The sequence below is a fragment of the Limnomicrobium aquaticum genome, from assembly GCF_040545545.1.
Classification (GTDB): Bacteria; Pseudomonadota; Alphaproteobacteria; order Rhizobiales; family Rhizobiaceae; genus Ensifer_A; species Ensifer_A aquaticum.
Genome location: NZ_JBEPMB010000003.1, coordinates 197,574 through 218,434, shown reverse-complemented (window position 1 = coordinate 218,434; position 20,861 = coordinate 197,574). Strand labels below are relative to the sequence as shown.

At 62.3% G+C, this 20,861-nt stretch carries 19 protein-coding genes; 16 read left to right on the top strand and 3 right to left on the bottom strand.

The window, feature by feature from the left end:
• Positions 1-7: 7 nt before the first annotated feature.
• Together ABID16_RS12720 and ABID16_RS12715 are read right to left on the bottom strand one after the other, a co-directional pair.
• Positions 8-1,240: an efflux RND transporter periplasmic adaptor subunit gene (locus ABID16_RS12720; protein ID WP_354556722.1), complete on the bottom strand. Its 1,233-nt coding sequence runs from the start codon at positions 1,238-1,240 to the stop codon at positions 8-10.
• Between the two features lie 46 nt (positions 1,241-1,286).
• Positions 1,287-1,841 carry a TetR/AcrR family transcriptional regulator gene (locus tag ABID16_RS12715; RefSeq protein ID WP_354556721.1) on the bottom strand — a complete coding sequence of 185 codons (555 nt, stop codon included), beginning with the start codon at positions 1,839-1,841 and terminating at the stop codon, positions 1,287-1,289.
• Between ABID16_RS12715 and ABID16_RS12710 the strand changes: the two genes are divergently transcribed.
• Positions 1,807-2,715, top strand: a complete 909-nt coding sequence (locus tag ABID16_RS12710; RefSeq protein WP_354556720.1) for a TetR/AcrR family transcriptional regulator — start codon at positions 1,807-1,809, stop codon at positions 2,713-2,715. The genes ABID16_RS12715 and ABID16_RS12710 overlap by 35 nt on opposite strands.
• A gap of 18 nt (positions 2,716-2,733) precedes the next feature.
• On the opposite strand, the gene ABID16_RS12705 is transcribed toward ABID16_RS12710, so the two are convergent.
• Positions 2,734-4,170: an aldehyde dehydrogenase family protein gene (locus ABID16_RS12705; protein ID WP_354556719.1), complete on the bottom strand. Its 1,437-nt coding sequence runs from the start codon at positions 4,168-4,170 to the stop codon at positions 2,734-2,736.
• Positions 4,171-4,369: 199 nt separating this feature from the next.
• Here ABID16_RS12705 and ABID16_RS12700 point away from each other — a divergent pair, with 199 nt between their 5' ends.
• From ABID16_RS12700 to ABID16_RS12630, 15 genes are all read left to right on the top strand, one after another.
• Positions 4,370-4,918, top strand: coding sequence for a cysteine hydrolase family protein (locus tag ABID16_RS12700; protein WP_354556718.1), 549 nt, complete (start codon positions 4,370-4,372; stop codon positions 4,916-4,918).
• A gap of 3 nt (positions 4,919-4,921) precedes the next feature.
• Entirely contained in the window at positions 4,922-6,136 is a 1,215-nt protein-coding gene (locus tag ABID16_RS12695; RefSeq protein WP_435532414.1) for a LacI family DNA-binding transcriptional regulator, read from the top strand.
• A 44-nt stretch (positions 6,137-6,180) separates the two neighbouring features.
• Positions 6,181-7,410, top strand: a complete 1,230-nt coding sequence (locus tag ABID16_RS12690; protein ID WP_354556717.1) for an ABC transporter substrate-binding protein — start codon at positions 6,181-6,183, stop codon at positions 7,408-7,410.
• A gap of 114 nt (positions 7,411-7,524) precedes the next feature.
• Entirely contained in the window at positions 7,525-8,448 is a 924-nt protein-coding gene (locus ABID16_RS12685; protein WP_354556716.1) for a carbohydrate ABC transporter permease, read from the top strand.
• Entirely contained in the window at positions 8,445-9,308 is an 864-nt protein-coding gene (locus tag ABID16_RS12680) for a carbohydrate ABC transporter permease (protein ID WP_354556715.1), read from the top strand. Before ABID16_RS12685 ends, ABID16_RS12680 begins: the two co-directional genes overlap by 4 nt.
• 17 nt (positions 9,309-9,325) lie before the next feature.
• Positions 9,326-11,272: a glycoside hydrolase family 127 protein gene (locus ABID16_RS12675; RefSeq protein ID WP_354556714.1), complete on the top strand. Its 1,947-nt coding sequence runs from the start codon at positions 9,326-9,328 to the stop codon at positions 11,270-11,272.
• Positions 11,273-11,292: 20 nt separating this feature from the next.
• Positions 11,293-12,372 (top strand): ABC transporter ATP-binding protein, encoded by a 1,080-nt coding sequence (locus ABID16_RS12670; RefSeq protein ID WP_354556880.1) that lies wholly within the window; start codon positions 11,293-11,295, stop codon positions 12,370-12,372.
• 82 nt (positions 12,373-12,454) lie between these two features.
• A complete protein-coding gene (locus ABID16_RS12665) occupies positions 12,455-13,330 on the top strand; it encodes a helix-turn-helix transcriptional regulator (protein WP_354556713.1) in 876 nt (291 codons plus the stop codon).
• A 123-nt stretch (positions 13,331-13,453) separates the two neighbouring features.
• Positions 13,454-14,476: an NADH-quinone oxidoreductase subunit B family protein gene (locus ABID16_RS12660; protein ID WP_354556712.1), complete on the top strand. Its 1,023-nt coding sequence runs from the start codon at positions 13,454-13,456 to the stop codon at positions 14,474-14,476.
• Positions 14,473-15,912: a nickel-dependent hydrogenase large subunit gene (locus ABID16_RS12655; protein ID WP_354556711.1), complete on the top strand. Its 1,440-nt coding sequence runs from the start codon at positions 14,473-14,475 to the stop codon at positions 15,910-15,912. The genes ABID16_RS12660 and ABID16_RS12655 overlap by 4 nt, the downstream gene beginning before the upstream one ends.
• A 288-nt stretch (positions 15,913-16,200) precedes the next feature.
• Positions 16,201-17,283 (top strand): hydrogenase small subunit, encoded by a 1,083-nt coding sequence (locus tag ABID16_RS12650; protein WP_354556710.1) that lies wholly within the window; start codon positions 16,201-16,203, stop codon positions 17,281-17,283.
• A 22-nt stretch (positions 17,284-17,305) separates the two neighbouring features.
• Positions 17,306-19,096 (top strand): nickel-dependent hydrogenase large subunit, encoded by a 1,791-nt coding sequence (locus ABID16_RS12645; RefSeq protein ID WP_354556709.1) that lies wholly within the window; start codon positions 17,306-17,308, stop codon positions 19,094-19,096.
• A gap of 15 nt (positions 19,097-19,111) precedes the next feature.
• Complete coding sequence (gene cybH, locus ABID16_RS12640; RefSeq protein ID WP_354556708.1) at positions 19,112-19,834, top strand: Ni/Fe-hydrogenase, b-type cytochrome subunit; 723 nt, start codon at positions 19,112-19,114, stop codon at positions 19,832-19,834.
• Positions 19,834-20,421 carry a HyaD/HybD family hydrogenase maturation endopeptidase gene (locus ABID16_RS12635; RefSeq protein ID WP_354556707.1) on the top strand — a complete coding sequence of 196 codons (588 nt, stop codon included), beginning with the start codon at positions 19,834-19,836 and terminating at the stop codon, positions 20,419-20,421. Before cybH ends, ABID16_RS12635 begins: the two co-directional genes overlap by 1 nt.
• 75 nt (positions 20,422-20,496) lie before the next feature.
• The gene (locus tag ABID16_RS12630) at positions 20,497-20,793 is read left to right on the top strand and encodes a HypC/HybG/HupF family hydrogenase formation chaperone (protein ID WP_354556706.1); all 297 of its coding nucleotides are present in this window, start codon (positions 20,497-20,499) and stop codon (positions 20,791-20,793) included.
• Positions 20,794-20,861: the final 68 nt, after the last annotated feature.

Genomic DNA, 20,861 nt, shown 5'->3' with positions numbered 1-20,861 from the left:
CTCTGTCCTACTTTGCCGGGGCCGCTGCGGGCTTGTCGTCAGGCTTGGCGGCCGCCTTGTCAGGCGTCTTCGCACCATCGGCCCGCGGTTGCGCGTCCGGGCTCCACGGCTGCGGAACGACCTTGGTGTCGGGGCGCACCTTCTGCACGCCGTCGACGATGAGCTTCTCGCCTTCCTTCAGGCCGCTCTCAACGACCCAGTCCTGTTCGATGGACTGGCCAAGCTTGATGTCGCGCAGCCTGGCCGTGCCATCCGCTTCCACGACATAGACCTGGGGCCGGCCGGCCTGCGTTCTCAGCACTGCACGTTGCGGAACGGTAATCGCGCCCTGTTGCACCGCCTGCTCGATGCGGATGCGGACATACATGCCCGGCAGGAGTTCTGTGCGCGGATTGGGGAATTCGGCGCGCAGCGTCACCTGGCCGGTGGTCGGATCGACGCTGGCGCTGGAGAAGAGCAGCTTGCCCTTCTCGGGATATGCATCGCCACCGTCGAACAGAAGCGTGACGCTTGCCTGACCCGGCTTCGGGCTTTCGAGCTTGCCTTCGCTGACGGCGCGTCGCAGTGCGATCAGGTCCTGCGCTGACTCGGTGAAGTCGACATAGACGGGATCGATCTGCTGGATGAGCGCGAGATTGGTCCCACCGTCGGCGGTCACCAGCGCGCCTTCTGTCGCCAGTGCGCCGCCGATAATGCCGCTGATCGGAGCGCGGACTTCGGTGTAGTCGAGGTTGATCTTGGCCTCGTCGAGGGCCGCCTGTGCCAGTGCCACATCGGCCTCGGACTGCGCCAGCGCAACGGACGCGTTGTCGAAATCGATGCCGCTTGCCACATTGCGTTCGCGCAGCGTCTTCTGCCGCTCGAACTGGGCCTTGGCGTTGTCCCGCGTCGCCTCTGCGCGGCGAAGCGAAGCCTCGGCGCTTTCGACGCGGACGCGGAAGAGGCGCGGATCAATCCGGTAGAGCACATCGCCCTGCTTGACGAGCGTTCCCTGCTGGAACACGCGCTCCTGCAGGATGCCGGACACACGGGCGCGCACCTCCGAAGTCCGCGTTGCGGCGACGCGTCCGGGCAGTTCGCTGATGACTGGAACGGCATGCGCTTTCAGGTTCAGGACGCCTACGGCCGGCGGCGGCATTTGCGGCGCATCCTGCGCCTGCAGGCCCGTTGCCGAAATGGCGATGACGGCGGCGGCAAAAATGCACGCCTTCAGGCGCCGCAGGTTCTGACCGTGGTACATGACGGTATTCCTTCAAATTGCGGATCGGCCTTGCTCGGCCTCGATGCTATGTCTCGGGATAGGTGGCGTACATGGTCCGGATGTTCTCAAGAATCCGGGCCTGTTCTTCGGGTGCCCACTGATGAAATCCGAAGAAGAAATTGCATTGAAAGCCCATCAGGGCGAGATAGGCGAGCAGGGCGGCATCGGGTTTCGGACCGGCGGCCATGGCCGCCAGATCGGCTTTGGTCCAGTCCCGCATCTGCTGTTGCAAGGCTTCCTCGTGGGAGACGGATGCGCTGATCGCCATGGCGACTGCGCGATCGACGTCGTCGATTTCCCTTTCGGCGGCCTTGATCCGTCCGAAGAGTTCCGGATGCGGCGTGTCCTTCGATTCCAGGATGGACTGTTCCTGACGTTCCTGCTCGGCGGTGAGCCGGCGGTCGATCAGGGCGCAAAGAAGCGCACCTTTCGACTTGTGATCGTAAACCACCGTCGATTTGCTGACGCCTGCCTCCTGCGCCACGGCGTCGATGGAGAGCCCGGTCGCACCCAGTTTCATCACCACGCGTTCCGCGGCGTCCAGAATGTCGTCCTTTGTGATCCTGCGGTTCCGGCCCACGGCGCTCTCCAGCTTTCCTGGCTCGTATTTACGAACGGTCGTATTTTTTTGCAAGCATAAAAAAACGATCGTTCGAGAAAAAATTGTGCAATGCGAATTCCGCATGCCCGAGGTGCGGCGCTGTTTCGGCCTGTCCCTTGTCAATGCTCAGGGTGAATGCCACTTAGTTTGTCTTGTGAATCATTTTCTCTGGCGAAATCTTTTATGCCATGAAGATTTTGCGGTGGAGGGCTGGGGTTTGGCTGATAAGGCGACTGTGGGCCTGCGGCAGCGGCAAAAGCAGCAGCGGCGCGAAGCGATCATGCAAAGCGCCCGGTCGCTTTTCGAGCGCGTGGGCATCGAGGAATGTTCCATGGCGATGATTGCCGCGGATGCCGGCGTTTCAACACCCACGGTCTTCAACTATTTCGGCAGCCGCGATGAGTTGCTGCTCGCGCTCATCTTCGACGGGCACCAGGCCGCGGTCGACCATTATCGCGCGGAGATGCAGCACCGCACCGACAGTCTCGCCGACGACGTCTGCACGCTGCTGGCCGACTTGACCCGGCGTTCCGCCGAGATGTTCAGCAAGGCGGTCTGGCGCTATGCCGAATCCACCGCCATTCGCCACCCGCAATCCGAGTTCGTACAGCGGTTCGGCCAGATCGATCAGGTTCTGGCCAGGACGATCGGCGAGGTTCTGGCTGACCATGGCTGCAGAACGCGGCGACCCGGCGGTTACGATGTCGATGTGCTTGCCTCGATCATCTATAGCCACTGGTTCAGCCATTACCTCGCCTGCATCAAGGACGAAGAGATGTCGCTGGAGACGCAGCTGGCGCGCATGCTTCCGGAGATCAGGCATCTGCTGGACCTGATCTTCGAAGATGCGTGAGCGGACGCCGGGCGTCGCTTACCCGGCGTAGCCGATGACGCCCTTGATCTCGAGGAAGTCGTCGAGGCCGAACTCGCCATATTCGCGGCCGTTGCCGGACTGCTTCATGCCGCCGAAAGGCGCATAGGTATCCCAGTCGGGATAGTTGATATGGACATTGCCGGCGCGCAGGCGCCGGGCCACCCGGCGCGCCCGGTCCAGATCGGACGACGAGACATAGGCGGCAAGGCCATAGACCGTGTCGTTGGCAATGCGGATGGCATCCTCCTCATTCTCGTAGCCGACGATCGACAGGACGGGTCCGAAGATTTCCTCGCGCTCGATGCGCATGCCCGGCTTCACATCGGCAAAGACGGTCGGACGAACGAAGTAACCGCGATTGAGGCCTTCCGGTCGCCCGAGCCCGCCGGCCGCCAGTGTCGCGCCCTCGGATATGCCGGACCCGATGAGGTCCTGGATCTTGTCATATTGCATCTGGCTGACGACCGGACCGAGGCGGACACCATCGCGGTCGGCCGGACCGACTGTCACGGACCCGGCCGCTTCGGCGGCAACCGAGGCGGCGAGATCCATGCGCTCGTGCGGCACCAGCATGCGCGTCGCAGCGTTGCAGGACTGGCCCGTATTATCGAAGCATTCGAGCGTGCCCTGGCGCACCGCAGCCTTGAAGTCGGCCTCGGCGTCCTGAAGGATGATGTTGGCAGACTTGCCGCCGAGCTCCTGATGCACGCGCTTGACCGTCGCAGCCGCCGCCTTTGCCACGGCGACGCCGGCGCGGTTCGAGCCGGTGATCGAGATCATGTGCACGTCCGGATGCGAGGCCATGGCTTCGCCAACCGTCGGTCCGTCGCCATTTATCAGGTTGAAAACGCCTGCTGGAACACCCGCCTCATGCATGATTTCGGCAAAGACCAGGCCGCTGATCGGGGCGACTTCCGAAGGCTTAAGGATCATCGTGCAGCCGGCCGCGAGCGCCGGCGCGACCTTGCAGGTGATCTGGTTGAGCGGCCAGTTCCACGGCGTGATCATCGCCACTACGCCAACCGCTTCCTTGGCAACCAGCGTCTTGCCGATCATCCGCTCGAAGCGATAGTCCTTCATGACGTCGATCATGGTGCGGATATGCGCAGCCCCACTGCCGACCTGATTTTCCAGCGCCATTCTCTTCGGCGCGCCCATTTCATGCGAAATCGCCCAGGCGAGATCGGCCGCGCGCTTCTGGTAGACGGAAAGAACCGATTTCAGGAGTTCCAGCCGCTCGGCGGGAGTCGTCAGATAAAAGCTTTCGAAGGCTTTCGAGGCCGCAGCGACAGCGCGGTTCACATCGCCCCGGCCGCCCAGAGCGATCGTGGCGAAGGCCTCTTCAATTGACGGATCGATGACCTCGAGAACCCCTTGCCCATCCAAGGGATCGACCCAGGCGCCATCGATGTAGAACTGGCCATATTGCTTCATGAGGAACTCCTGCAAAGTCATGAACACGGGGATTGTCTTGACCGTATTCAAGATTTGATCATAATTCAACATGATTTGATCAAATTACAACGGTATGCGCCGGTCTCGTCGCGGCGGTCAGGCTGACAAGGGGACACATTTGCCTCATTGTGCCGTCTTTCGGCGACCGTCCCGTTCACCCGCAAAAGGAATATCGCAGATGTCAGAGAATGCCCTGGTCCTGATCGACTTCCAGAACGACTATTTCGATGGCGGGGCCTTTCCGCTTGTCAACACGGCTGCCGCCGCTGCCAATGCCGCGAAGCTGGTCGCTGCCTTCCGCAACGCGGGGCGCCCTGTCATCCACGTCCGCCATCATGCGACGGAAGAGGGTGCCGACTTCTTCGTGCCGGGAACACAGGGCGCCGAAATCCACGCCCTCGTTTCGCCGGCCGCCGGCGATCCGGTGGTGACGAAATCGAACATCAACGCCTTTCTGGACACGGATATGAAGGCGCTCCTCGACACGCGCGGCGTTCGTCACGTCACGGTCGTCGGCGCGATGAGCCATATGTGCGTCGATGCCTTCGTGCGCGCAGCATCCGATTTCGGTTTCGGCGTGACGGTTGTTCACGACGCGGTCGCGACCCGAGATCTCGATTTCGGCGGCCGCACGGTTCCTGCTTCAGATGTCCACGCCGCCTTCATGTCGGCGCTGGCCTTCGCCTATGCCGAGCTTGTTTCGACCGAGGACTATCTGCAACGTTGAGACATGAAGCCGCCGCCTGTACTGCGGCGCAATCAGCTTCAGCGCGTTGATGACCCACAAACACCGCTCCCGAACGCTCCTCTTTCTTCAAGATCGGGTGGCGCCTCCCCAACTCGTGAAAATTTTGAGAAAACGTTTTCTCATATTGACTCTGTCGTTGAGAAAAGGTTTTCTCGCCACAACAGGCGATGGGAGGCACCGCTGACAAAGGAACCGAAAAGCTCTCGGACGACGATTCACGATCTGGCCCGAGCGGCTGGCGTCAGTGTGTCGACTGTGTCCAAGGCTTTGAACGATACGGGGCGAATGGGTGAGGAGACGCGGACGCGGATCAAGCGGATCGCGGCGGAAATAGGCTTTCGGCCGAATGCGCTGGCGCGGGGGCTTTTGTCGCGGCGGTCCTTCACGATCGGGCTTTTGACGAACGACACCTACGGCCGTTTCACGCTGCCGCTGATGGCCGGTGTGTCGGAAGCGCTGGTGGACAGGGGCGTGTCCGTTTTCCTCTGCGCCATCGAGGACGATCCGGCCCTGGCGCGGGTGCATGTCGAGGCGATGCTGGATAAGCAGGTGGACGGCATCATCGCCACGGGCAAGCGCACGGACAGGGCGCTGCCGGTCGATCTGTCCGACCTGCCTGTGCCGGTGGTCTATGCCTTCACGGCCGGGCCGCCGAACAGCATCACCTATGCTTCGGACGACGCGCATGGGGCCGAACTGGCGGTGACGCATCTCATGGCGCTGGGGCGCAAGCGCCTCGCGCATATCACCGGGCCGGATGCCTTCATTGCCGCACTGGAGCGCGCCTCCGCCTTTCGGCGGCTGGCCGGCAGCGATGCGCCGGTGCTGCATGGTCAGTGGACGGAATCCTGGGGCCGGGAAGCCATTCTCGATCTCTGGAAATCCGGCGAGCGGCCGGACGGCATTTTCTGCGGCAATGACATGATTGCCCGCGGCGTCATCGATGGCTTGCGGGAGCTTGGCGTCTCGGTGCCGGGCGAGGTTTCGGTGGTCGGCTTCGACAACTGGGAAATCGTCGCCGCGCAGTCGCGCCCGCCGCTGACGACGGTGGACATGAACCTGAAGGAGCTGGGCCGGCAGGCCGGGCTCACGGTGCTCGCCCTGGGAGAGGGCGAGAAACTAGAACCGGGCTGGCGCAAGCTGCCCTGCACGCTGTTGGTGCGCGGCTCCTGCGGCGGCGCAGCAAACGATCGGTAAATAGAGTTTCAGGGCTGAGGAGAGCCCTCTTGGGAGGAAGTGTCATGAGAAAATTGCTTGCCACGACAACGCTTGCCGCGATGCTGATCGCACCGGCCGCCTGGGCGGATACGATCCAGATGTGGGTCCGCTCCGGCATCGGCGACAGTTTCAAGGAAACGGTCAAGGCCTTCAATGCCGGCCATAAGGACAAGGTGGAACTGACCGAGGTGCCGCAGGGCGAACTCGTGCAGAAATATGCCACAGCCATCGCTGGCGGTCAGGCACCCGACGCGCTGTCGATGGACCTGATCTACACGCCGTCCTTTGCGGCCTCCGGCCAGCTTGAAGATCTGACGAGCTGGGCGCAATCGCTGCCCTATTTCAAGTCGCTCTCGCCCTCGCATGTCCGGCTCGGCACCTACAAGGACCATATCTATGGCCTGCCGCTCTCGGTCGAGACCTCGATCTTCGCCTGGAACAAGGACCTCTACAAGAAGGCCGGTCTCGATCCCGACAAGGCGCCGAAGACCTGGGAAGAGATCACCGCCAATGCCGAAAAGATCCGCGCGCTCGGTAAGGATATTTACGGCTTCTATTTCTCCGGCGGCGGCTGCGGCGGCTGCATGATCTTCACCTTCACCCCACTCGTCTGGGGTGCCGGTGCCGATATTCTTTCGGCGGATGGGAAGAAGGCGACGCTCGATACGCCTGAGATGCACAAGGCGGTCGAATACTATCGCAACATGGTCAAGAAGGACCTCGTGCCGGCCGGCGCCGAAAGCGACAATGGCGCGAATTTCCTGTCGATCCAGAGCGGCAAGATCGGCCAGCAGACGCTCGGTGCCTTCGCCATCGGCACGTTGATCACACAGAATCCGGAACTCAATTTCGGCGTGACGCTCATCCCGAGCGTCGATGGCAAGGCCTCGTCCTTTGCCGGCGGCGACAATTTCGTCGTGACCAAGGGCACGAAGAAGATCGACGCGGTCAAGGGCTTCCTCGAATATGTCTATTCGCTGGAAGGCCAGAAGATCATGGCCAAGTATGGCAGCCTGCCGACGCGCGGCGATCTCGCCGACCAGGTTCTGGCTGGCCTCGATCCGCGCCTCAAGGTCGGCGTCGACGCCATCGCTGTCGCCAAGACGCCCTATACGCTGCAGTTCAACGACCTGATCAACAGCGCCAACGGCCCCTGGGCTGCCTTCACCCACGCTGCCATCTTCGGCGACGAGAAGAAGGCCTTCGCGGACGCCCAGGCGCAGATGCAGCAGATCATCGACGACGCTCAGTGATGTGATGATCCTCCCGGGGCGATCCCGCGTCCCATCGGGGGCCGGACCTCAAGTGTCCGGCTCCCGACAGCTATCCGATGACATGCCCAACTTCATGACGTGCGAGTTCAAGACATGACCGCCACAAGTCCATCCGGAAAGACGCGCCTAAACCGGCCGAACAGGCGCCGGAAGGAAGCCTTGAAGGGTCTTCTCTTCATCGCGCCGGCGATGATCCTGGTCTTGGTGCTCTTCGTCTTCCCCGTGCTGTTCACGGCCTGGATGAGCCTGCACAAATGGCCGCTTCTCGGCGAGCCGACCTGGATCGGCCTGCGCAACTACACGCGCATGTTCTCCGACCAGCGCTTCTACGATGCGCTCGGCTTCACCGCCTATTACACGGGGATCGTCACGGTCGTCATTTTCGCCTTCGCTTTCCCGATGGCCATGCTGGTCGAGCAAAAGCGCCGCGCCGTGCCGGTCTACCGCACCTTTTTCTTCCTACCTGTCGTGGTGGGCCTTGCCTCAGCCTCGCTGCTCTGGACCTGGCTTGCCAATATCGACAGCGGCTTCTTCTCGCCGCTCATGGAGCGGCTGGGGCTGTCAAGCGGGCGCGTCAACCTGCTTGCCTCCTTCGATCTCGCCTTCTGGACCATCATCGCCATGGTCGTCTGGAAGATCGCCGGCTTCACCATGATCATTCTGCTGACCGGCCTGCAATCGATCCCGGCGGAACTCGTGGAGGCGAGCCGCATCGACGGGGCGAAGCGTCTGCAGCGCTTCCGCTATCTGACGCTGCCGCTGATGCGCAAGCCGCTGGCGCTGGCGCTTGTCCTCTCGGTCACCGGCTCGATCCTCGCCTTCGACCAGTTCTACATCATGACCAGCGGCGGACCGCAGAACCGGATGATCACCATCGTCTATTACATCGTCAACCAGTCCTTCGTGTCGTTCAACCTCGGCTATGGCGCCGCACTTTCCATCGCGGTTCTCGTCATTCTGCTGGTGTTGAGCGTCGCACAGCTCTGGCTGCTTCGCGACAAGGGAGAGCAGGCATGATGAGCGCGCGCAAGAGCTTCGAACGCCGCCGCTTTCTCGGCAACTTTGCCTTTCACGGCAGCGCGTCCGTCCTGTCGCTGCTGTTCCTGACGCCCTTCATCGTCGCCTTCCTCGCCTCGTTCCGGCGCGGCGCGGAGGCGTCCAGCCCGCCCGTGCCGCCATGGCCGATGAACGGCGTCTCCTTCGACGCCTACCGCATGCTTGACACGTTCGGTTCGGGCATCTGGCAGCACATGCTGAACTCGCTGATCGTGTCGCTGGGCACCGTCGTGCTGACGGTCGTCATCAGCCTGCTCGCAGGCTATGGCTTCTCGCGCTACCGGTTTCCGTTGAAGAACGTGCTCTTCGTGCTCCTGATGGCAACTCTGATGATCCCGTTCCAGTCGATCCTGACGCCACTCTTCATCATGTTTGCGAAGCTCGGGCTCAACAATTCCCTGTTCGGGCTCACCCTGATCTATGTGACGCTGCAGCTGCCCTTCTCGGTCTTCATGATGCGCAACGCGTTCGATGCCGTGCCGAAGGAAATCGAGGAGGCGGCGCGGGTCGATGGCGTGCGGGATATCCGGCTGCTGACCCGTGTGCTCCTGCCGCTCGTCATGCCGGGCGTGGCAACCGTTGCCATCTTCGCCTTCCTCAATGCCTGGAACGAGTTTCTGGCAGCCCTCATCCTGCTCTCGAGCAACGACAAGTTCACCATCCCCATCCTGATGACGGCGGTGCGCGCCGGTCGGCTGGGGTCCATCAACTGGGGCGCTCTGCAGGCGGGCGTGGTCGTCATGATCATCCCCTGCATCATCGTCTTCCTCCTCCTGCAACGCTACTACATGCGCGGCCTGACGGCCGGCGCGGTGAAATAACCTCAAAGGATAACCCGATGACGTCTAGTGAAAAGCAATTCCGCCCTGTCGCCGTTCCGGCCGTCTCCGTCGGCGGGTTCTGGGGCAAATGGCAGGATGCCGTCTGCGACGAGACGGCCTCGATCCTGCTCGACCGCTGCATCGCGGCTGGCATGTTGAAGGCCATCGACCCGGACCAGCCGAGCCCCGGTGTCGTTATCCCCTTCCACAGCATGAGCCCATCCAAGCCGGAATCGGAACACAAGGCGCGCGTCTCGACCCAGATGTTCTGGGACAGCGATTTCGCCAAATCCATCGAGACGATTGCCTATGCGCTCTATCGCAAGCCGAATGCGGAGCTGGAACGGCGCGCCGACGAGATCATCGACCTCTATGAGAAGCTGCAGCAGCCGGACGGTTACGTGAACTCCTGGTTCCAGCGCGTGCAGACCGGCCGCCGCTGGACCAACCTGCGCGATCACCACGAACTCTATTGCGCCGGCCACATGATCGAGGCGGCGGTCGCCTACTTCCAGGCCACCGGCAAGCGCAAGTTCCTCGACATCATGTGCCGCTATGTCGATTACATGCTGACGGTCTTCGGCCACGGCCCGGGTCAGCTGCCGGGCTATTGCGGCCACCCGGAAATCGAGCTGGCGCTGGTCAAGCTCGCCCGCGTGACCGGCAATCGGAAATACATGGACCTGTCGAAATTCTTCGTCGACGAGCGCGGCACGCAGCCGCATTTCTTCGACAACGAGGCCATCCGCGATGGGCGCAGCCCGAAGGACTATCATTTCAACAATTACGAATATAGCCAGGCGCATCTGCCGGTGCGCGAGCAGAAGAAGGTCGTCGGTCACGCCGTGCGCGCCATGTATCTCTATTCGGGCATGGCGGATCTGGCGACCGAATATCATGATGACAGTCTAACCTCGGCGCTGGAAACGCTGTGGGACGATCTGACGACGAAACAGATGTATGTCACCGGCGGCATCGGCCCGGCGGCGAGCAACGAAGGCTTTACCGACTATTACGACCTGCCCAACGAAACCGCCTATGCCGAGACCTGCGCCTCGGTCGCGCTGGTCTTCTGGGCAAGCCGCATGCTGGGGCGCGGGCCGAACAGGCGCTTCGCCGACATCATGGAACAGGCGCTCTATAACGGCGCGCTGACCGGCCTTGCCATGGATGGCAAGACCTTCTTCTACGACAATCCGCTGGAATCGACCGGCAAGCATCATCGCTGGAAGTGGCATCATTGCCCCTGCTGCCCGCCGAATATCGCCCGCCTCGTCGCCTCCGTCGGCTCCTACATGTATGCGGCCTCGGACAGGGATATCGCCGTGCATCTCTATGGCGAGAGCACGGCCCGCTTCGAACTCGCTGGCGGCGCAAAGGTTCAACTCGCCCAGAAGACGGCCTATCCTTACGAGGGTGCCGTCTATCTGTCGCTGGGTCTCGCCGCGCCGTCGCGGTTTGCGCTGTCGCTGCGCATTCCGGAATGGGCCGAGGGCGCGACACTTGCGGTCAATGGCGAGGCGCTCGATCTCAAGGCGGTCGAGGTGGATGGCTATGCCCGCATCGAGCGGGACTGGAAGGATGGCGATGCGGTTGTGCTCGACCTGCCGCTGGCGCTTCGCCCGCTCCATGCGCATCCCAAGGTCCGGCAGGATGCCGGGCGCGTTTCGCTGATGCGGGGCCCGCTGGTCTACTGCGCCGAAGAGGTGGATAACGGCGCGGATCTCAGCACGCTCCACATCGGCGGGACGCCCAAGGTTGCCGGCACCACGGTTCTGGACGACATGAACGGGGCGGTCGCGCTCGACCTCGATGTCCGGCGCGACACGGTCAAGGACTGGGGCAATGCGCTTTATCGCAGCACGCCGCCGCAGGCTGAGCCCGCGAAGGTGCGGCTCGTGCCCTATCATCTCTGGGATAACCGCGAGCCCGGCGCGATGCTCGTCTGGTTCCAGGCGCAATGATGGAGGCAGTGATGAAGGCCATGGATCGCGCCGGCGCGGGCGTCCGGCTCGAAAATATCCGCAAGACATTCGGCGCGCTCGATGTCATCCACTGCATCGACCTCGAGATCAAGGGCGGCGAGTTCGTCGTCTTCGTCGGCCCCTCCGGCTGCGGAAAGTCGACGCTGTTGCGGATGATCGCCGGCCTTGAAGATGTCAGCGACGGCGAAATCTCGATCGGCGACCGGGACGTGACCTATCTCGATCCGTCCGAGCGCGGTATCGCCATGGTCTTCCAGTCCTATGCGCTTTACCCGCATATGACCGTGCGGGAAAATCTCGGCTTCGGGCTCAAGATGGCCGGCACGCCGGCAGACGAGATCGCGCGGCGGGTGGATGCGGCGGCGGAAATCTTGAAGATCACCCATCTGCAGGAGCGGCGGCCGGGCCAGCTTTCGGGCGGGCAGCGCCAGCGCGTGGCCATCGGCCGCGCCATTGTGCGCGAGCCGGATGTGTTTCTCTTCGACGAGCCGCTTTCCAACCTCGATGCGGAGCTGCGCGTCTCCATGCGCGTCGAGATTGCCAGGCTGCATCGCACGTTGGGCAACACGATGATCTATGTGACGCATGACCAGACGGAGGCGATGACGCTCGCCAGCCGCATCGTCATCCTGCGCGACGGGCGGATCGAGCAGGTGGGGACACCGCGCGAGGTCTATGAGGACCCGGATAACATTTTCGTCGCCGGTTTCATTGGGTCGCCGCGGATCAACCTGATCGAAGGAACGTGGCTCGCCGAGGGCAGGGCGCAATTTGGCGATACGATGATCTCGCCGCGGCTCGTCGGCACCGGCCACAAGGCGGGAGATAAGGTCGTCCTGGGCGTTCGCGCCGAGAATATCATCGTCTCCGAAACTCCCGGCGACGGATTGAAGGCGGTCATCGACTTCGCGGAATATCTGGGCGGCACGCGCTATCTCTATTGCGCATTGGAGGATGGCCAGGCGCTGGTGGTCGAGGAACGGAGCGGTCGCGATTTCTCGAACGGCCAGACGATCCATCTCGCCTTTTCAACGGAGAAAAGCTTCCTGTTTGATGGAAACGGGGCGCGGCTGCGTTAGGTAGCCATGCCGCGCTCCCCTTGATCGCGATTGCGAAGAATGACAAGACAACTCGGAGGCTCGTTATTCCGAGGGTAAATTCATGCTCACAGATCTGATCGACCACGGTCCCGGCATGCGCACCGTCTCGCTGCTGCGCTCGCGCGTCACGCTGCACACGATGCCGACCAGCGCCGGCTATGAAATCCGCGAGAATACAATCTATTCCTGGGACGGAAGGCTGCGCGGCAACACGCCCTTCACGGTGCTGCAGCACACGATTTCAGGGCGTGGCTCATTGCGCTATGAAAACCGCACGATGAAAATTCATGCTGGCGAAACGCTGCTCGTCATCATCCCGCACAATCACCGCTACTGGCTGGAGCAGGGCGACCGCTGGGAATATTTCTGGATCTCGATGAACGGCATCGATGCGCTGAGAATCCATGAAATGGTGCTCAATGCACAGGGGCCGGTTTTGAAACTCAAGGCGCAGACGATCGACCGGCTGGCCGATTGCACGCTGCGCCTGATGAAGGGGGAGGGCGAGACGCCCGGCTTCGCGTCAGCCATTGCTTACGAAGCGGCGATGCATCTGTATGACGACGTCTTCGGTCCATCAGACCGCATCCTGCGCGAACAGAATGCCATTACCCGGACGCTGCAATTCATCGCCGAAAACCTCAGCTCCGATCTTAACGTGGACCGGTTGGCCGAAGTGGCGGGCCTCAGCCGCGCGCATTTCTCCCGCAGTTTCGCCACCATGGCGGGCCTGCCGCCGGCGGAATATGTGCAGGAACAACGCATGCGCCGCGCCGCGCGCCTGCTGATCGCCAATCGCGACATGAGCGTGAAGGAAATCGCAGCCCGCTGCGGCATGTCGGAAAACAACTATTTCTCCAAGGTCTTCCGCAAGGCCTACGGTGTGAGCCCCACGGAGTTCCGGACGTCCGGCATGTATGCGTCCGTCGGCGGCTAGCAATTCCGAGCCAAAAGTGGGAGCCGGTTTCGCGTCCGGAATTGCGTCAAACAAGGAACTGGAGCGTTTCGTAGAAATGCTCCAGCCGTTGACGCGGTTTCGGACCGGTGCGACAAAGACGGCATGAATGCTGTCACCCCATCCCGCGCGAACAAGACCCTGCTCTGGCTTCAGGCCGGAAGCTGCGGCGGCTGCACCATGTCCGTGCTGGAAGTGGGCGCGAAGGGGTTCATGCGCGAACTGCAGGCATTCGGGATCGACCTCCTCTGGCATCCATCGCTGAGCGAGGAGTCCGGCAGCGAGGCGATAGAGATATTCGAGGACGTGGCCGAGGGCCGGCGGCCCCTCGACATTCTCTGCATCGAAGGTTCGATCATGATGGGGCCGGATGGCACGGGGCTTTATAGCCGCATGGCCGGCACGGGCAAGACAACGCTCGACTGGGTGCGCCGGCTGGCGCCGCGCGCCAACTACTGCGTCGCGGTTGGCACCTGCGCGGCATTCGGCGGCATTCCGGCAGCACAGCCCTTTTCGGAAGATGTCAGCGGCCTGCAATATGGCGACGGGCTGGAGGGCGGCGCGCTCGGGCGCGAGTTCCGGTCCCTGTCGGGCATGCCCGTGATCAACATTTCCGGCTGCGCGCCGCATCCCGGCTGGATCATGGAAACGCTGGGGGCGATTGCCTTCGACGAGTTCGCATACACCGACCTCGACAAGCTCGGCCGCCCGCGCTTCTACGCCAAGACGCTTGCGCATCACGGCTGCGACCGCAACGAATATTACGAGTTCAAGGCAAGCGCCGAAAAGCTCTCCGATCTGGGTTGCATGATGGAACATCTCGGCTGCAAGGCAACGCAGGCCGTGGGCGATTGCAACCAGCGCGCCTGGAATGGCGGCGGCTCGTGCACCCATGGCGGCTTTTCCTGTATTGCTTGTACTTCGCCCGGTTTCGAGGCGGCGAACGGCTTCCTCAAAACGCCCAAGGTCGCCGGCATCCCGGTCGGCCTGCCGCTCGACATGCCAAAGGCCTGGTTCGTGGCACTGGCAGCGCTTTCAAAATCCGCGACGCCCGACCGCGTGCGCAAGAATGCCACATCCGACCGGGTGACGACTGACCCGCAACGGGGCAAGGCGGGTCCGAAATGACGCGGGTCATTGCCGGGCCATTCAACCGCGTCGAGGGCGATCTGGAAGTTGCTCTTGACATCCAGGATGGCGTAATCGCCCGTGCCGAGGTGACGACGACACTCTATCGCGGCTTCGAGGCGATCCTTGCCGGTCGCCCGCCGTCCGATGCGCTCGTCATCGCGCCGCGCATCTGCGGCATCTGTTCCGTATCGCAATCGATTGCAGCGGCCACGGCGCTGCGCAATCTCGCCGGCGGACGGGCCGCTCCGAACGGCTATCTGGCGGCCAATCTCGCGCATGCGGCGGAGAACATCGCCGACCATCTGACGCATTTCTATCTCTTCTTCATGCCGGATTTCGCCCGCGTCGAATATGCGGGACGCGCATGGTTCGAGCCAACGGTGGAGCGTTTCAAGGCGGTGAGCGGCCATGCGTCCCCCGAATATCTTCCCGCCCGCCGCCGGCTTCTGGAGATCATGGGGCTGATTGCCGGCAAGTGGCCGCATTCGCTGGCCTTTCAGCCGGGCGGCGTGACCAAGGCCATCGATATCGGCGAGCGGGTGCGGCTTGCCGGCATCCTGGCCGACACGCAGGTCTTTCTGGAACAGACGCTTTTCGGCGTCTCGCTGGACGATATTCTCTCCATGCAAACGGAGGAGGATCTGGACGCTTTCCGCGCGAAAGCCAGCGGCGATTTCGGTGCGTTCCTCGACATCGCCGACGATCTGGCTTTGCGCAATCTCGGGCGCGGACCGTGTCTGCTTCTGTCGTATGGCGCTTACCATCAGGCGGAAGCCTCGCTGTTCCCGGCAGGCATTGCTGGCCTCGGCGGTGTAACGTCTTTTGACGGCAGCCGGATTTCGGAGGACGTGGCCTTCTCCTGGTTCAGCGACACGGCTGAAACGCCCTTTGAGGCGGAGACCACACCGGATGCCCATAAGAGCGGGGCTTATTCGTGGGCTAAGGCGCCGCGCATCGATGGTAAGCCGATGGAAACCGGAGCGGCCGCCCGCCTCACCGTCGCCGGCCACCCGCTCATTACAGCGCTGATCGCGCGCGACGGCGGAACTTCGGTGCGCACCCGCGTCATCGCCCGCCTCGTCGAGACCGCCATTCTGGTTCACGCGATGCAGGGCTGGCTGCGGGAGCTGCGCCTAAAGGAGGCCTTTTCCACCCATTTCGCCCTGCCAGACGATGCGCGCGCGGCCGGTCTGGTCGAGGCGGCGCGGGGCGCGCTCGGCCACTGGGTGACGCTGACCAACGGCAAGATCGAGCGCTACCAGATCATTGCGCCCACCACCTGGAATTTCTCGCCGCGCGACCGCACCGGCCTTGCCGGCCCGCTCGAACAGGCGCTGGAAGGCGTCGAGACGGGCGCGCTGGGTGCAAAGTCAGCTGCGCTCCAGCACGTCATCCGCTCCTTCGACCCGTGCATGGTCTGCACCGCGCATTGAGCGATGCCCCGCCCGGATTTGCCTCCCGTCAAACCTGGACCGTTCGCTGAAAACCGCCTTTCCATCCTGCGGTCATCCGCTTTCCAGCCGGGACCGGTTTCCTGTCCACGCGGATGACAGCGGTCTGCGATTGCCCGCGACGGGAACAAAATAAACCCTGCAAATTCAATCGGTTTCGACCTTTGCGCGGCGCTCTCTGCAAACTGGTCCGGTTCTTGCTGTCCTTCTGATCATGTCCGCCGGAGGGTCGGTGCGGACAGAACAAACTCGAAAATGCCGGAGGAGAGCATGGCTGCAACCGAAACCTTTTATGATGTCATTCGCCGTCAGGGGATCACCCGGCGAAGCTTCACCAAATTCTGCAGCCTGACGGCGGCGAGCCTTGGCTTCGGCCCGGCGGGCGCCAAGGCCATGGAACAGGCGCTGGAAACCAAGGAGCGCGTTCCGGTCATCTGGATGCATGGTCTGGAATGCACCTGCTGTTCGGAAAGCTTCATCCGCTCGGCCCATCCGCTGGTCAAGGATGTCGTGCTCTCCATGATCTCGCTCGACTATGACGACACGATCATGGCCGCAGCCGGCAAGCAGGCGGAAGCCATCCTCGAAGAGACCAAGGCGAAGTACAAGGGCAAGTACATTCTTGCCGTCGAAGGCAATCCGCCGCTTAACGAAGACGGCATGTTCTGCATCGACGGCGGCAAGCCCTTCGTCGAGAAGCTGAAATGGATGGCGGAAGACGCCATGGCGATCATCGCCTGGGGCGCCTGCGCCTCCTGGGGCTGCGTGCAGGCCGCCAAGCCGAACCCGACACAGGCCACCCCGATCGACAAGGTGATCAAGGACAAGCCGATCATCAAGGTTCCGGGTTGTCCGCCGATCGCCGAGGTCATGACCGGCGTCGTCACCTTCATCACCACCTTCGGCCGCCTGCCCGAGCTTGACCGCCAGGGCCGGCCGCAGATGTTCTATTCGCAGCGCATCCACGACAAATGCTATCGCCGCCCGCATTTCGACGCCGGCCAGTTCGTCGAGGAGTGGGACGACGAGGGCGCACGCAAGGGCTACTGCCTCTACAAGATGGGCTGTAAGGGCCCGACGACCTACAATGCCTGCTCCACCGTGCGCTGGAACGGTGGCGTTTCCTTCCCCATCCAGTCGGGCCATGGCTGCATCGGCTGTTCGGAAGACGGGTTCTGGGACAAGGGCTCGTTCTACGACCGCCTCACCACGATCAACCAGTTCGGCATCGAGGCCAATGCGGACCAGATCGGCCGCACGGCCGCAGGCGTCGTCGGCGCCGGCATCGTCGCGCATGCCGCCATCACGGCGGTGAAGCGCGTCACCACGAAACGCGAAAAGACCGACGCCTGAGACTTCCGGGGGAGATACTTATATGACAATTCAAACGCCGAACGGCTTCAATCTCGACAATTCCGGCAAGCGCATCGTCGTTGATCCGGTGACCCGCATCGAGGGTCACATGCGCGTCGAGGTCAATGTCGACGAGAACAATATCATCCGCAATGCGGTCTCCACCGGCACGATGTGGCGCGGGATCGAAGTGATCCTGAAGAACCGCGACCCGCGCGACGCCTGGGCCTTTACCGAGCGGATCTGCGGTGTCTGCACCGGCACGCATGCGCTGACCTCCGTGCGTGCGGTGGAAAATGCGCTCGGCATTCTCATTCCGGAAAACGCCAACTCGATCCGCAACCTGATGCAGCTGGCGCTACAGGTGCATGACCATGTCGTGCATTTCTACCATCTCCACGCGCTCGACTGGGTGGATGTCGTCTCGGCACTCTCGGCGGACCCCAAGGCGACCTCGGCGCTGGCGCAGTCGGTCTCCGACTGGCCGCTTTCCTCGCCCGGCTATTTCAAGGACATCCAGGGCCGGTTGAAGAAATTCGTCGAATCCGGCCAGCTCGGGCCGTTCAAGAACGGTTACTGGGGCTCCAAGGCCTACAAGCTGCCGCCGGAAGCCAACCTGATGGCGGTGGCGCATTATCTTGAAGCGCTCGACTTCCAGAAGGAAATCGTCAAGATCCACACGATCTTCGGCGGCAAGAACCCGCATCCGAACTGGCTGGTCGGCGGTGTGCCGTGCCCGATCAATGTCGATGGCGTGGGCGGCGTCGGCGCGATCAACATGGAGCGGCTGAACCATGTCACCTCGATCATCGACCAGCTGATCGAGTTCAACGACAAGGTCTATGTTCCCGACATCATGGCCATCGGCTCCTTCTACAAGGACTGGCTCTATGGCGGCGGCCTCTCGGGCAAGAACGTGCTCGCCTATGGCGACGTGCCGGAACATGCCAACGACTACTCCGAAGCCAGCCTCAAGCTGCCGCGCGGCGCGATCATCAACGGCAACCTCTCGGAAGTCTTCCCCGTAGACCATAAGGACCCGGAACAGATCCAGGAATATGTCACCCATTCCTGGTACAAGTATCCGGACGAGAGCAAGGGTCTGCATCCCTGGGACGGCGTCACCGAGCCGCATTACGAGCTCGGCCCCAAGGCCAAGGGCACGAAGACGAATATCGAGCAGCTTGACGAAGACGGCAAATATTCCTGGATCAAGGCCCCGCGCTGGCGCGGCCATGCCATGGAAGTCGGCCCGCTTGCCCGCTGGATCGTCGGCTATGCGCAGGGCAAGGCCGAGTTCAAGGAACCTGTCGACAAGGTGCTGAAGGATCTCGGCCTGCCGACCTCGGCGCTCTTCTCGACGCTCGGTCGCACGGCAGCCCGCGCGCTGGAATCGCAATGGGCCGGCTACCAGATGCGGCATTTCCAGAACAAGCTGATCGCCAATATCAAGAACGGCGACAGCGCGACTGCCTTCGTCGACAAGTGGAAGCCGGAAACCTGGCCGAAGGAAGTCAAGGGCGTGGGCTTCACGGAAGCCCCACGCGGCGCGCTCGCCCACTGGATCAAGATCAAGGACGGCAAGATCGACAACTATCAGTGCGTCGTGCCGACGACCTGGAACGGTTCGCCGCGTGACCCGAAGGGCAATATCGGCGCCTTCGAGGCCTCGCTCATGGATACGCCCATGGCCGACCCGACCCAGCCGCTCGAAATCCTCCGGACCATCCATTCCTTCGACCCGTGCCTGGCCTGCTCGACGCATGTCATGAGCCCGGATGGACAGGAAATGGCCAAGGTTCAGGTGCGCTGAGGGGAGGATGGGGGGATGTCATATTCCGAAACCAAGGCCGCCGACGCCCATGGCGAGAAGGCGATCGATCGCAAGAGCGTCTATGTCTACGAAGCCCCGGTGCGCATCTGGCATTGGGTCAATGCGCTCGCCATCGTCACGCTGGCGCTGACCGGCTATTTCATCGGTTCGCCTCTTCCGGCCCAGCCGGGGGAGGCCAGCGCCAACTTCCTCATGGGCTATATCCGCTTCACGCATTTCGCGGCGGGGCAGGTGCTGGCGATCTTTCTGATCCTGCGCGTCTACTGGGCGATTGTCGGCAACAAGCATGCGCGGCAGATCTTCTACGTGCCCTTCTGGAGCGGGCGCTTCTGGAGCGAATGGCTGCATGAGGTGAAGTGGTACACTTTCCTAACCCGCCAGCCGAAGAAATATGTAGGACACAATCCGCTTGCCCAGTTCACCATGTTCTTCATGGTGACGCTGCCGCTCTTCTTCATGGTGATCACGGGCTTTGCACTCTACAGTGAGGGCACCGGCCGCGACAGCTGGGAATACAAGCTCTTCGGCTGGGTCTTCTCGATCTTCCCGAACAGCCAGGATGTGCACACCCTGCATCATCTCGGCATGTGGGTGATCCTCACCTTCGTCATGGTCCATATCTATGTTGCCGTGCGCGAGGATATCATGAGCCGGCAGAGCATCATTTCGTCGATGATCTCCGGCGAACGCCTCTTCAAGGACGAGGAGGACGACTGATGGCGGAGTGGAAGCCAAAGGTTCTCGTTCTCGGTATCGGAAATATCCTCTGGGCTGACGAGGGCTTCGGCGTACGCGCCGTCGAGGCCTTCCATCAGGCCTATAAGGTGGCCGATAACGTCACCATTCTCGATGGCGGCACGCAGGGGCTCTATCTCGTCCATTATGTGACAGAGGCCGATTACCTGATCGTCTTCGACGCCATCGATTATGGGCTGGTGCCCGGGACGCTGAAACTGGTGCGTGACGACGAGGTGCCGAAATTCACCGGCGCGAAGAAGATGAGCCTGCATCAGACGGGGTTCCAGGAAGTCCTGAGCGCCGCCGATCTCATGGGCGGCTATCCGGAGCGGCTGGCGCTGATCGGTTGCCAGCCGGTCGATCTGGAAGATTGGGGTGGGCCGGTGACGGAGCCCGTGCGGGCGGTGATCCCGCAGGCGCTGGCGGTGGCCGTTGATCTCCTGCGCGAATGGGGCATTGGCGTCGAGGCGCGTGCGCCCGGCGAGATCGTGCCGCCGCTTCTCGAAAACGATATCGATTTCGAACGTTACGAGCGGCGTGCAGAAAGCGTCGCCCACCTCTCCTGACTTGACCTCCCAAGGTGAACGCCCGGCGGATGTTTCCGCCGGGCGTCCGGATTTCCAGAGACAAGGACTGAACCCATGTGCATCGGCATCCCCATGCAGGTCGTCATCTCCGGCCCCTTCGAGGCCATCTGCGAACGGCATGGCCAGAGCCACACGCTTTCGATGATGCTGGTCGGCGAACAGCCAGTCGGTACATGGGTTCTGACGCATCTCGGCTCCGCCATCCGCGTGCTCGACGAGGCGGAAGCCCGCACCATCGACGACGCGCTAACGGGGCTGTCCGAGGCCGTGGAAGGTCGAAATTTTGATGCGCTCTTTGCCGACCTGATCAATCGCGAGCCCGAACTGCCGGCGCATCTCCGCGACATGTGAAAAGCAAATTCTCAAGACTGGAAACCGTCTTTCCAGTCTTGATCGAAGGCAAATTTCATTCGCTGCAA